This window comes from Janthinobacterium sp. BCJ23 (genome assembly GCF_059617945.1).
This window is the reverse complement of the sequence record NZ_JCAQAW010000003.1, coordinates 582,838-596,769: the sequence shown is the minus strand read 5'-3', so window position 1 is coordinate 596,769 and position 13,932 is coordinate 582,838. Positions and strand designations below refer to the sequence as shown.

Genomic DNA, 13,932 nt, shown 5'->3' with positions numbered 1-13,932 from the left:
AGTTATGCCTGATGACCATAGCAAGTTGGTCCCACCCCTTCCCATCCCGAACAGGACCGTGAAACAACTTTGCGCCGATGATAGTGCTGCAACCAGTGTGAAAGTAGGTTATCGTCAGGCTTGTTATTCGAAAAAACCCCTTCCGGTGATCCGGTTGGGGTTTTTTTACGTCTGGTGGTTTTGTTTGGCGCTGGTGGTGGTTGTCGGATTACGCGCGTTACGCTAATCCGACCTACGTGGCCTGCAACGGAAGTAGGTCGGATTAGCGCGTAGCGCGTAATCCGAAAACATTGTTGGCCTCGCGGGATCAGCTACCGCGGTAAGTGGAATACGACCAGGGCGATACCACCAGCGGCACGTGATAGTTCTCATCCGTATGCGCGATGCCGAAGGACAGGGTGACCAGGTCGATGAAGCGCGGCGAGGGCAATTCCACTCCCTGGGCGGCGAAATAGTCGCCTGCGTTGAACACCAGTTCATACTGGCCCGCTTTCATGCTGTCGCCTTCCAGCAAGGGTGAACTGCAGCGGCCGTCGCTATTGGTCATATCCATCTTCAATAACACTTTTCCTTCCGGCGCGACTGAAAACAGGGCGACCTTGACGCCGGCTCCCGGTTTGCCGTGGGCGATATCGAGTACATGCGTGCTGAGTTTTCCCATTTGCTATCCTGTATATAGGGTGAGTGAATGTGCTTATCGTGCAAATCATATACCGGTGGCTGCGCCGGGCTATATGATTGGGCATATAGCCAACATTGTCCTCCTATAGGCGTGCCTCCGCATGAACAATTACGAACATTATCCACGCGACTTGATCGGCTATGGCCGCACGCCACCCCATCCGCAATGGCCGGGCAAGGCCCGTATCGCCCTGCAATTCGTCCTCAATTACGAGGAAGGGGCGGAAAACAGCGTGCTGCATGGCGATCCTGCATCGGAAACGTTTTTATCGGAAATGATCGGTGCGGCCGCTTTTCCTGCGCGCCACCTGAGCATGGAGTCGATTTACGAATACGGTTCGCGCGCCGGATTATGGCGCTTGCTGCGCATGTTCGAGGAGCGGCGCCTGCCGCTGACAGTGTTTGGCGTGTCGATGGCCTTGAAACGCAATCCGGAGGCGGTGGCAGCCTTCCAGCAACTGGGTCACGAGATTGCCTGCCACGGTTTGCGCTGGATTTCCTATCAAAACATGGATGAAGCAACGGAACGCGAACACATGCGTGAAGCCGTGCAGATCATCCGCGAATTGACGGGTTCCGCCCCGCAAGGCTGGTACACGGGGCGCGATTCTCCGAATACGCGCAAACTGGTGGTCGAACATGGCGGTTTCCGCTATGACGCCGATTATTATGGCGACGACCTGCCATTCTGGGAAAAGGTGGCGTACACGGATGCCGCTGGCATGCCGGCCGTGCAGCCGCAACTGATCGTGCCCTATACCCTGGACACGAACGACATGCGCTTTGCCGCCATGCAGGGCTTTAATTCGGGCACGCAATTTTTCGACTATCTGAAAGATGCCTTTGATGTGCTGTACGCGGAAGGCGATCCGAACGGCTTGAATCAACCGAAGATGTTGTCGGTAGGCCTGCATTGCCGTCTGGTGGGGCGGCCTGGACGGGCCGCGGCGTTGGCGCGCTTTCTCGACTATGTGCAGGGCCATGAGCAGGTGTGGATCACGCGCCGCATCGATATTGCCGAACACTGGCATGCGACGCATCCGTTCCAGGCATAAGTTCTATTGAGATAGGATGATAAGTAAAATCAGTCTTTGCATATAGTTGTCCCATATGCCGGTGTTAATCTCCTATACTGGGACTATACCGAGGCCAGCATGTCAGAACCTATCCGCTTTTACTATCGTGGTGCCGTACAGGAAGTACGCAACGCCGCCCCTACGCAGACTGTGTTGCAGCACCTGCGCGAGGATTTGCATTGCACGGGCACCAAGGAAGGCTGCGCCGAGGGTGATTGCGGCGCCTGCACGGTGGTCATCGGCAGCCTGGTGGACGGCCAGGTCGAGATGAAAGCCGTCAACGCCTGCATCCAGCTCACGCCCACTCTCGATGGCAAGGCCCTGTTTTCCGTGGAAGACTTGCAGCAGCCCGATGGCGCCCTGCACCCGGTGCAGCAGGCAATGGTCGAGTGCCACGGTTCCCAGTGCGGTTTTTGCACGCCCGGATTTGTCATGTCCTTGTGGGGCATGTATCTGGAGAAAAACGGCGAGACGCCCACGCGCTGCGAAATTGACGACACCCTGTCGGGCAATCTGTGCCGCTGCACGGGCTACCGACCCATCATCGATGCGGCCAGACGCATGGGTGAATTGCCGCATGTGGCATTCGATCGCGATGCGTTGCGCGTGCAATTGCAGGCGCTGCAGCGCGGCAGCCTGACTACGTATGAACACGGCGGCCAGCACTTCCACGCGCCGCGCACCCTTGAGGAACTGGTGGCGCTACGCGCGGCCAAGCCGCAAGCCTGCCTGCTGGCCGGCTCCACCGATATTGGCCTGTGGGTGACCAAGCAATTGCGCGATCTGGGCGACATCATTTATCTCGGCAACGTCGCGGCGCTGAAAACCATCGCCGAGGATGACGGCAAGCTGCACATCGGCGCCGGCGCCAGCCTCAACGATGCCTATGCGGCGCTGTGCGAACATTATCCGGAAGAATTGTCGGAACTGTGGCAGCGCTTTGCTTCCTTGCCGATCCGCAACGCCGGTACCTTGGGCGGCAATGTGGCCAATGGTTCGCCGATCGGCGACTCGATGCCGTGGCTGATTGCGCTGGGCAGCGAGATCGTGCTGCGTGGACCTGCTGGCCAGCGCATCATGCCGCTGGAAGATTTTTATCTCGGTTATCAAAAGAAAGATCTGCAGCCAGGCGAATTCGTCGAAGCCGTGCGCGTGCCCTTGCCCCGTGCCGATGTGCATTTCCGCACGTATAAATTGACCAAGCGTTTCGACCAGGATATCTCGGCCGTGTGTGCCGCGTTTGCCTTTGAGCTCGATGGCGAGCGTATTGTTGACGCGCGTATTGCCTTTGGCGGCATGGCGGCCACGCCGCAGCGCGCCGCGCAAACGGAGGCATTCTTGCGTGGACAGGCGTGGACGGAAGAGAACTTGCTCATCGCCATGCGCTTGCTGGCCGACGATTACGCGCCGCTGTCGGACATGCGCGCGTCGAACACTTACCGCATGACGACGGCGCAAAACCTGTTGCGCCGCTTCTGGCTGGAAACTCGCCCCGATGCGCCTTTGCTGTGCATTGCCGTCAACGCCTACGCTTGCCGCGCCTGAAAGGACCAGCATGAACCATCCTGCCACGCCCGAACTGCAAGCGGCCGCCTGGGCCGCCGTGGGCAAGCCCAGCCCCCATGAATCGGCGCAATTGCATGTGCTGGGGCAAGCCACGTACACGGACGATATCGCCGAGCTGCAAGGCACCTTGCACGCGGCGCTGGGTCTGTCGCAAAAGCCGCACGCGCGCATCACGGCCATGGATTTGTCGGCAGTGCGCGCCGCTACGGGTGTTGTCGCCGTCTACACGGCACACGACATTCCCGGCACCAATGACTGCGGTCCCATCATCCATGACGATCCCATCCTGGCGGCGGAACTGGTGCAATACGTGGGCCAGCCCATCTTCATCGTGGTGGCCGATACGCATGACCATGCGCGCCGCGCGGCCCGCCTGGCGCAAGTGTCGTATGAGGAATTGCCCGCGATCATGACGCCGCAAGCGGCCAAGGCCGCGCAATCGTATGTGCTGCCACCGATGCAGCTGACGCGCGGCAACTACCAGGCCGCGTTCGAGGGCGCGCCGCACGTGGTCAAGGGCCAGCTGTATGTGGGCGGCCAGGAACAGTTTTATCTGGAAGGACAGATTTCCTACGCCATCCCGAAGGAAGCGCAAGGCATGCTGGTGCTGTGTTCGACCCAGCATCCGAGCGAGATGCAGCACGTGGTGGCGCATGCGCTGGGCGTGCATTCGCACAACATCACCGTCGAATGCCGGCGCATGGGCGGCGGTTTTGGCGGCAAGGAATCGCAGTCGGCCCTGTGGGCGGCGGCCGCATCGATTGCGGCGGCGAAATTGAAGCGTCCCGTCAAATTGCGCGCCGACCGCGACGACGATATGCTGGTGACGGGCAAGCGCCACTGTTTCTACTATGAATACGAAGTGGGTTATGACGACGATGGCCGCATCCTTGCCGCCAAGGTCGACATGACTACGCGCGCCGGATACTCGGCCGACTTGTCCGGCCCTGTTGCCACGCGCGCCGTCTGCCACTTCGACAACACCTATTACCTGTCCGACGTGGACATCCGCGCCGCTTGCGGCAAGACGAATACGCAGTCGAACACGGCTTTCCGGGGCTTTGGCGGACCGCAGGGCGCCATTGCCATCGAGTACGTGATCGATGAAATCGCCCGCCACTTGCAACGCGATGCGCTCGATATCCGCCTGCTCAATTTCTATGGCCGCAACGATGCGGAAGGACGCAACGTCACGCCGTACGGGCAGAAAATTGTCGACAACGTCATTCATGAACTCGTCGCGGAACTGGAAGCAAGCAGCGATTACCGCGCGCGCCGTATGGCCATCGATGCGTTCAACGAGGCCAGCCCCATCCTGAAGAAGGGTCTGGCATTCACGCCCCTGAAATTCGGCATCGCCTTCAACGTCACGCATCTGAACCAGGCAGGCGCGCTCGTGCACGTGTACGTGGATGGCTCCGTACTGGTCAACCATGGCGGCACGGAAATGGGGCAGGGCATCAATACCAAGGTCATGCAAGTAGTGGCGCACGAGTTGGGCCTCGATCTGGACAAGGTACGGGCCACGGCCACCGATACCAGCAAGGTGGCGAACACGTCGGCCACGGCGGCCTCCACTGGTGCCGACCTGAACGGCAAGGCGGCGCAGGATGCGGCGCGCCAGATCCGTGAACGCCTGGCCGATTACGCGGTCAAACTGTACGGTGGCGAGACGGACGCTGTTCGTTTCTTCGACAACCATATCCACGTGAATGGTCACGTCGTTGCGTTTGCCGAGCTGGTGCAGAAGGCTTACCTGGCCCGCGTGCAACTGTGGTCGGACGGTTTTTATGCCACGCCCGGTCTGTCATGGGATGCGAAGACGATGACGGGCCATCCGTTTTCATATTACGCGTATGGCGCGGCCGTGGCCGAAGTGGTGGTCGATACCCTGACGGGCGAATGGAGGCTGCTGCGTGCCGATGCCTTGTACGATGCGGGGCAGTCGCTCAACCCCGCGATTGATCTGGGTCAGGTGGAAGGCGCGTTTATCCAGGGCATGGGCTGGCTGACGACGGAGCAGCTGTGGTGGAATGCGGCGGGCAAGCTGATGACGCACGCGCCGTCGACCTATAAAATTCCCGGCATTTCCGATTGCCCGGAAGATTTTCGCGTCCAGCTATTCCAGAACCGCAACGTGGAAGACAGCATCCACCGTTCCAAAGCCGTGGGTGAGCCACCGTTGTTGTTGCCGTTTTCCGTGTTCTTTGCCATCCGCGACGCCATTTCCAGCGTCGGTCATCACGCCGTGCAACCACCGCTGAATGCGCCCGCCACCAGCGAGGAAATCCTCAAGGCGGTGATGGCCGTGCAAGCGGCGCATGCCGGCGCATAAGGGCAGACGATGAGCGACTGGCTGACAGCAATCGAGAATGACGCGCAGGCATCCGTGCTGGTGACGGTCGCCCTGGTGGAAGGTTCCGGTCCGCGCGAGGCGGGCGCGAAGATGCGCGTCACCCTCGATGGTCAAATGGACACCATTGGCGGCGGCCATCTGGAATTGCGCGCTGTGGAAATCGCCAAGACCATGCTGGCCACGGGGGACACCCAAGCGCGGCTCGAACGTTTTGCGCTGGGCCCCAGCCTGGGACAATGCTGCGGTGGCGTCGTCCACCTGGCTTTCGAGTATGTCGACGCCAGCCTGCATGCGTTGCTGGCCACCTTGCGCGAACGCCGCCAGCAAGACAGCTGGCGGTTGACGGCGCTCGACGGCGAACCCGCCTCGGCCTTGTTCGATGCTGCTGGTAGCTTGATCGCTGGCTCTGGCGAACAGGCGCCTGACACGTTTTCGCGCGAGCGCGCAACCCATGTGGCGCAGGGGAGCGAAGGGCGGCGCTGGCTGGTCGACCCCTGCCTGGCGCCGCGCGCGCACCTGACCTTGTTCGGCGCCGGCCACGTGGGCGCTGCCATCGTGCGCGCGCTGGCCCACTTGCCCTGCAATATCACCTGGGTCGATGAGCGCGAAGACATGTTTCCCGCGCAGATACCTGATAATGTCCGCATCGCCGCCACCGATACGCCCGAGGAATTTGTCGCCATGGCGCCGCCCGGCGGCAGTTTTCTCGTCATGACGCATAGCCATGCGCTCGATCAACGCTTGACGCAAGCCATCATGGAGCGCGAGGATGCGGGCTGGTTCGGGCTGATCGGTTCGCACACGAAACGCAAGCAATTCGAACACCGCCTGCAGGCGCGCGGCGTGCCGGACGAGCGCATCGCCGCCATGGTGTGTCCGATCGGCATGCCCGGCATCCGCAACAAGGCGCCGGCCGTGATCGCCGCCTCCGTTGCCTGTCAATTACTGATGGTGTGGGAAGAGGCGGCCGCTGCCGTCCTGGCCGCACCGCTGCGGCTGGCCTCTGCCAGCGCGCCACCGCGCCGCCGAACACGCGCCGCCATTCACCCGTTATAGAAAGAAGTCATGCCGATTGTTCCTGCCACATTGCAAGCTTACCGAGCCAGCTTGCTGCACTTCCACGCCGATCCCGCCTTCAGCGAGGAGGCGCATGCCTGGCATGCGGATGGCTTGCTGATCGTGGCCGATGGCAAGGTCGTGGCAGCCGGTGATTACGCGCAGTTGCAAACGACTTTGCCGCCCGGCACGCAGATCGTCGATTACCGGGGCAAACTGATCGTGCCCGGTTTCATCGATACCCACCTGCACTTCCCGCAGACGGAAATGATCGCTTCGCCCGCGCCCGGTTTGCTGCCGTGGCTGGAAACGTACACCTTCCCCACGGAGCGCGCGTTTGAAGATCCCGAGCATGCGCGCGACGTGGCCGAGTTTTTCCTCGACGAACTTCTGCGCTGCGGCACCACGACGGCCATGGTGTATGGCAGCGTGCATCCGCAATCGGTCGATGCCTTCTTTGGTGCCAGCGAGGCGCGCGGCTTGCGCATGGTGGCGGGCAAGGTCATGATGGACCGCAATTGCCCGCAGTTCCTGCGCGATACGGCCGAGTCGGGCGCACGCGAAAGCGAAGAGCTGATCCGGCGCTGGCACAAGCACGGCCGTTCGCTGTACGCGATCACGCCCCGTTTCGTGCCGACCTCGACCAATGAACAGATGCATCTGGCGGGCGAGCTGGCGCGCGCCTATCCCGATACGTATTTGCAGACGCACGTGTCGGAAAACGAGGATGAATGCCGCTGGGTGCGCGCACTGCACCCGCAGGCGCGCAGCTACCTCGACGTGTATGACCAGTACGGCATGCTGCGCCCGCGCGCCATGTTCGGCCATTGCATCTGGCTCGACGAGCGCGACCGCGCGCGCATGGCGGAAACGTCCTCGGCGGCGGCCATTTGTCCTACGTCCAACCTGTTCCTCGGCAGCGGCCTGTTCGATTTCGAGCGGGCCGATGCGGCAAAAGTGCTGCTGTCGCTGGCTACCGATGTGGGCGGCGGCACCTCGTTCTCGATGTTGCAAACAATGAACGAAGCCTATAAAGTAGCACGCTTGAAAGGCAGCTATCTGCCCGCCTTGCGCATGTTTTACCTGGCGACTCTGGGCGCGGCGCGCGCCATGCAACTGGAAGGCACTCTGGGCAATTTCACGGCCGGCACGGAAGCGGACTTCATCGTGCTCGACAAGCAGTCGACGCCGCTGCTCGAGCGCCGCACGGCCGGCTGTCAAAGCCTGGAGGAATTGCTGTTTGCCTTTGCGCTGCTGGGCGACGACCGTGCCGTGGCCGCCACCTATTCAGGCGGGCAATGCGTGCATGTGCGGGGGCAGGGCTGACCTACCCGTTGTTCAACACGAATTATCCTGAGCGAGAACGCGTATGCACAAGAAACTCACTGGCCTGGCGCTTGGCGCCGCGCTGGCATTGACCGGAACGGCGCAGGCCGCCAAGGCCACCCCGTCTTCCAACGAGGCGGCCACCGCGCGCCATTTTGCCGCTCTGGTTGCCGGTGCGCAGCCGAAGACAGCCGAGTTGAACCTGTTCTTTTCCATGATGCCCAAGGGCGGTGATTTGCATCACCATTACTCGGGCGCCATTTACGCCGAGCAATTCCTCGACTGGGTCGACAAGGAAAACTATTGCGTCAACAAGACAACCTACCGCATCGAAAGCAACAAGGATGTCGTGGCGGCCGAGCGCGCCAAGCCGGCCGCGCAGCGTGGCTGCCTGTCGTCCACGGAAGTGTTTGCCGACGCGGGCCTGTATGCGGAATTGCTGCAGCGCTGGTCGACCAAGGATTTCTATAACCACGGCGCCATCCAGACGCCGCCGGACCGCACCTTTTTTGATACCTTCGGCTACTTCGGCCCCGTCGCGTCGAGCAACACGGCCGACGGCCTGAAAACCTTGAAGCAGCGCGCCATCGCGGAAAACCTCAGCTACATCGAGACGATTTTCGAGCTGTCGCCATTCGTGCAAAACGCGCAGTTCGACCAGCAGGTGCTGGTGCCGGGCTTGCAGCCGGCAGCGTTGCAAGCCGTGCTGGCCAGCTGGACGCAGAACCTCGAGCAGGATACTGGCTTCCAGAAAAGCATTACCGCCTACAACGACAACGTCAACGCCAGCAGCGCCGGCATCGATGACGCGAATTTCACCATGCGCTACCAGGCGTATGTGTTGCGTTTCCTGTCGCCATCGCAAGTGTTCTCGTCCATGGTGGCCGCGTTCAAGGCAGCGAGTCTGAACCCGCTGCTGGTGGGTGTGAACATCGTGGGCCAGGAAAGCGTGAACGTGTCCATGCGCGATTACAGCCTGCACATGGAAATGTTCAAGTTCCTCAAGGCCAAATACCCGAACGTCAAGATCGCCCTGCACGCCGGCGAACTGGCGCTGGGCATGGTGCCGCCGGAAGGCATGGCATTTCATATCGCCGAAGCCGTCGATGTGGCGGGTGCCGACCGTATCGGCCACGGCATGGATATCGCGTACGAAAACAATGCGCTGGCAACCATGCAAAAGATGCGCGAGCGGGGCATCCCCGTGGAAGTGAATCTGACCAGCAATGATTACATCCTCGGTATCAAGGGCCAGGCCCATCCGATCACCCTGTATCGCAAGTATGGCGTGCCGTTCGTGATCTCGACCGATGATGCGGGCGTCTCGCGCAATACCTTGTCGAATGAATACGTGCTGTTTGCCAGCCAGTACAAGACCGATTATGCGGAAATCAAAAAGCTGTCGTACAACAGCCTGCGCTATTCCTTCCTGGCGGAAGCGGACAAGCAGCGTTTGCTGAAAGCGCTCGATGCCCGTTTCACCCGTTTTGAAGCGCAAATTGCCGCAGCCGACAAGGCAGGCAAGGGTGGAAAACCGTAAGTTGCGCGACGTTCAGAACTGATACTCTTAAATGGCCGGATATTCCGGCCATTTTTTATTCCTCATCTTAAATGCCGTGCTGTTATTTTGTTAATTTTGTGGCGGCCATGCGACACAATTAACAGTAGATACACGACTTTATCTGATTTCATGGATGAATCAATTTCAAGTACATATTGCTCATTTATAATCACGCGCCATAAGCCCGGACGCTGTCAGCACGATATCAATCCAACTAGTTACCCCATGCTATTTATATTTTAAATATATAAATATGTAAAAAAAATCGTATTTGTCATCCATTTTTTGATGATGCATAGTGAGATGAAGATGATATTAAAAAGTCACAATTCATCTGGGCGATATCGTATGAAGATGGGTATTTGCAGTAAATAAAGGTGAGATGCAGAGTGAAACAAACAGTCGCACAGCTAAATGACGACATTCTTCTGTATTTTACCGCCGTGTCACAGTCTTGAAATATTTAACAATTACACTCGCGGCTTGCCATGTTAGCCGGGTAAGCATGTGGGATGAATGACACAGGTGCTAGCGCCCTGGGTCGTACGGATCGGATGTGGTTTTTTCCGCCGTTATTGTCTGGATATGAATAGTTGTGATGTGTGGAGCGGCGTTTTGTGATGGTCTTGTCAGGACCGCAGCCAGTCCCGCCGGCGTAACAGTTGCAGCATCGTAAAGAGGAAATGTTGTGTTTGTGTTGCTGTGCGGCGCAGCCGGACGGTGGGGCAATCCAGGATTTTCAAAAAATAATAGTCTTTTCTGGGGTTAAAGATGATCAATCACAAGCGACTTCGGCTGACGCAAATCGCGTTAAGCCTGTCTATTGCACTGGCGGCGGCACCATCGTTCGCACAGAACACTACGTCTTCCATCGGCGGCCGTATCTCGGCCAATGACGGCAAGCCGGCAGCTGGTGCCACCGTTACCATTGTGCACACCGAGTCGGGTTCCGTCAGCAATGTAACGACCGATGCGGAAGGCCGTTACGTCGCGCGCGGCCTGCGTGCCGGCGGTCCATACACCATCACCATCACCAAGAATGGTGAAGTGGAAAAACGCGAAGGCGTGTACGTGCAATTGGCTGAAACGGCCAATGTGGACGCCACCCTGGGCGCACAGATGCAAACCGTGAACGTCACGGGCACGGGCGCACGCGCACAGATCTTTAACCGCAGCAATATGGGCGCCGGCACCAACATTGGTGCCAATGAGCTGGCCATGCAAGCGTCGATCCAGCGCAATCTGCAAGATTACGCCCGTTCCGATCCGCGTGTTTCGCAAACGGACAAAGAGCGCGGCGAATTGTCCGTTGCCGGTCAAAACTCGCGCTATAACTCGATGACCATCGATGGCGTGGCCGTGAACGACACCTTCGGCCTGGAATCGAACGGCAGCCCGACGGCCAAGCAGCCGATCTCGATCGATGCGATCCAGTCCGTGCAAGTGAACGTCGCCAACTACGACGTGACGCAAAAAGGCTACACGGGCGCCAACATCAACGCCGTGACCAAGTCCGGTACCAATGATGTCAAGGGCAGTGTCTATTACGTGTTCCGTAATGACAGTATGGCGGGTGACCGTTACGACAACGTCAAAGACAGCTATTACGCACCAGCACCATTCCGCGAAACGACCAAGGGCATTTCCGTTGGCGGCCCGCTGATCCAAGACAAGCTGTTCTTCTTTGCAAACAAAGAAAAGCTGGAAAGTACCCGCACGGCACCAAACTTTGGTCCGCTGGGCAGCTCGATGACGAACGTCGGCGTTACCGAATCCGCTATTGCGGGTTTACAGACGATTGCCAAAGAAAAGTACAACTTGCCAGTCGGCACCACCACCGTGCCTGCCGGTACGAAGTTGACGGTTGATGATGTCTTGCTGAAACTGGACTGGAACATCAACGACAACCATCGCGCGATGGTTCGCTATTCCAAAACCGATCAGTCCGAGCCGATGTTTACCGGCGTAACGTCAAGCGGTATCGCCTTGAACTCGGCTTGGCGTTCGCAGGAAAAGTCGATCGAAACCATCGTCGGCCAGTGGTTTGCCGACTGGACGCCAAATTTCTCGACGGAATTCAAAGTATCGTCGCGCGACTATGAAAGTCTGCCGAAGAACAATTCCACCCTGCCAACCATGTCGCTCAAGTTTACGGGTGCCTTGCCGGCGGGATCGCCTGCAGGCGTGTCGACCAACGACCGTTTCCTGAACTTCGGTACCGATCAGTCGTATCAGTTTAACGTCTTGCGCACCAAGACCAAGGATGCCTACCTGGGCGCGAACTGGGCCCTGGGCGATCATGAAGTCAAGTTCGGCGGCGACTTCAGCAAGAACGATGTCTACAATGCGTTCCTGCAGAACATCAATGGCAACTACACCTTCGGCTGTATCAATAATGTCGGATACTCGTTTGTCAAACCAAACGCGGACGGCAGCACTACTTTCAATTGCAACAGTTCAGCCGCTCTTCAGGAACAAGCCGTACTGGAAAATTTCCGTACCGGACGCCCGAGCTCTTACCAGGTGCAAGTACCATTGGCAGGCGGTTCCTTGGAAAACGCCATTGCTGATTTCAGCCTGAAAAACTATGGCTTCTTCGCCCAAGACGTATGGACCGTCAACAAACAGTTGACCGTGCAGTATGGCGTGCGTGTCGACAAGGCCGCCATCAGCGACCGCCCGCTGTATAACGCTGCCGCGGCGGCACCTATGGTTGCTGGCAACCCGCAGACCGGCAAGGTACAAAGCGGTGGTTTTGGCCTGAACAATACGCAAACCATCGATGGACAGACACTGTGGCAGCCACGCGTGGGCTTCAACTACAAGTTCGACAGTGCCCGTCCAACCCAATTGCGCGGTGGTTTCGGCCTGTTCCAGGGCGCGGCGGCCACGGTATGGATGTCGAACCCGTTCGCTAATCCTGGCGTGGCAACCCGTATCGTTGGTTGCGGCACCAGTGGCTTCAAGGCTTGCCCATCGGTAGGTGGCTTGTTCAATCCTGATCCGAACGCTCAGCCGACGAACTTCGCTGATGCCGCACCTGCAGCCAACGTCGACTTCCTGTCGCCTAACCTGCGCCAGCCATCGATCTGGAAGGGCAACCTGGCGTTCGAACATGAGCTGCCATGGATGGGTCTGGTTTTCGGCGCGGAATATCTGCGTACGCAAAACAAGGATGCCATTTACTACGAGCATCTGAACCTGGGTGCAGCGACGCGTACCGGAACCGATGGCCGTGAGCTGTATTACTCGAATACTGCCTACAATACGAATTGCTGGACTTCAACCGGTGGCTTGTCGTCGACCAATGCGGGTTGCTCGGGTTCCTTCGCCAAGGCACTCAAGAACCCTGCGTTCAACAACGTCATGGTTGCGCAGAAAACGGATAAAGGTGCAGGCAATCTGGTGACCCTGTCGGTCAGCCAGCCGATGACCAAAGGCTTTGGCTGGTCGGTTGCCTACACCTATACAGATGCAACGGAAGTGTCGCCGCTGACCTCGTCGGTATCGACGTCGAACTTCAACGCCCGTTCGATTTTCAATCCGAATGAAAACGTCGCCGCCAATTCCGGCTACCTGGTGAAAGACCGCTTCAATGCTGTGTTGAACTTCCAGAAGCGCTTCTTCGACAACTACAAAACCAGCTTCGGCCTGTTCTATGAAGGTCGCAAGGGTAAGCCATACAGCTGGACCTACAGCAATGACTTGAACGGTGACGGCGTCAGCGGCAACGACTTGATGTACATCCCATCGAAACCAGGTTCGGGCGAAGTGGTATTCCGTGGCGATACGGCAACCAACCACGCTAACGAAGACCGTTTCTGGTCCTTGGTCAATGCCAATGGCGACCTGCGCAGTTCGAAAGGCGGCGTGGTGAAGCGTAACGACAGCTTCTCGCCTTGGACCAACAGCTTCGACATGCGTGTCAGCCAGGAAGTCCCAGGCTTCTTCAAAGGCAACAAAGGCGTGTTCACGATGGACTTCTTCAACGTGGGCAACATGATCAACCGCAAGTGGGGCCGTATCAATGAAATGGCTTTCCGCTCGGCTGGTGGTCAAACCCGCAGCTTTGTTGATTTTGCCGGCCTCGATGCTCAAGGCCGTTATATCTACCAAGTGCGTGACAAGGTAGAGGACTACACCGTGCGTCAACAAAAGGGTGAATCCCAATGGGCGATCCAGGCTACGGTCAAGTACGAGTTCTAATCTCGGCGTCTGACTGAAGTTGCAAACGGCTGGTGGCGACACCGGCCGTTTTTTCGTTTTATGTTGTGCTTTCTTGTCATACTCTGATGGGCTTGCGGCGCACG

General features: G+C 58.6%; 8 protein-coding genes and 1 rRNA gene. 8 read left to right on the top strand and 1 reads right to left on the bottom strand.

Going from position 1 to position 13,932, the window contains the following annotated elements:
• The first annotated feature begins 7 nt into the window (after positions 1 to 7).
• Positions 8 to 120, top strand: a 5S ribosomal RNA gene (gene rrf, locus AC54AG_RS14210).
• Between the two features lie 187 nt (positions 121 to 307).
• On the opposite strand, the gene uraH is transcribed toward rrf, so the two are convergent.
• On the bottom strand, positions 308 to 661 hold the full coding sequence (gene uraH, locus AC54AG_RS14205) for a hydroxyisourate hydrolase (protein WP_072454221.1): 354 nt from the start codon (positions 659 to 661) through the stop codon (positions 308 to 310).
• Positions 662 to 782: 121 nt separating this feature from the next.
• Here uraH and puuE point away from each other — a divergent pair, with 121 nt between their 5' ends.
• The 7 genes from puuE (at position 783) to AC54AG_RS14170 (ending at position 13,828) form a co-directional block, all read left to right on the top strand.
• A complete protein-coding gene (puuE, locus tag AC54AG_RS14200) occupies positions 783 to 1,736 on the top strand; it encodes an allantoinase PuuE (RefSeq protein WP_072454222.1) in 954 nt (317 codons plus the stop codon).
• 99 nt (positions 1,737 to 1,835) lie between these two features.
• Positions 1,836 to 3,302 (top strand): xanthine dehydrogenase small subunit, encoded by a 1,467-nt coding sequence (gene xdhA, locus AC54AG_RS14195; protein WP_331777612.1) that lies wholly within the window; start codon positions 1,836 to 1,838, stop codon positions 3,300 to 3,302.
• A gap of 10 nt (positions 3,303 to 3,312) precedes the next feature.
• On the top strand, positions 3,313 to 5,658 hold the full coding sequence (xdhB, locus tag AC54AG_RS14190) for a xanthine dehydrogenase molybdopterin binding subunit (RefSeq protein ID WP_496630705.1): 2,346 nt from the start codon (positions 3,313 to 3,315) through the stop codon (positions 5,656 to 5,658).
• A 9-nt stretch (positions 5,659 to 5,667) separates the two neighbouring features.
• A complete protein-coding gene (xdhC, locus tag AC54AG_RS14185) occupies positions 5,668 to 6,735 on the top strand; it encodes a xanthine dehydrogenase accessory protein XdhC (RefSeq protein WP_496630704.1) in 1,068 nt (355 codons plus the stop codon).
• A gap of 9 nt (positions 6,736 to 6,744) precedes the next feature.
• Positions 6,745 to 8,061, top strand: a complete 1,317-nt coding sequence (gene guaD, locus AC54AG_RS14180) for a guanine deaminase (RefSeq protein WP_496630702.1) — start codon at positions 6,745 to 6,747, stop codon at positions 8,059 to 8,061.
• A 43-nt stretch (positions 8,062 to 8,104) separates the two neighbouring features.
• Positions 8,105 to 9,601: an adenosine deaminase family protein gene (locus tag AC54AG_RS14175; RefSeq protein WP_496630700.1), complete on the top strand. Its 1,497-nt coding sequence runs from the start codon at positions 8,105 to 8,107 to the stop codon at positions 9,599 to 9,601.
• A gap of 792 nt (positions 9,602 to 10,393) precedes the next feature.
• On the top strand, positions 10,394 to 13,828 hold the full coding sequence (locus AC54AG_RS14170) for a TonB-dependent receptor (RefSeq protein ID WP_034754504.1): 3,435 nt from the start codon (positions 10,394 to 10,396) through the stop codon (positions 13,826 to 13,828).
• Positions 13,829 to 13,932: the final 104 nt, after the last annotated feature.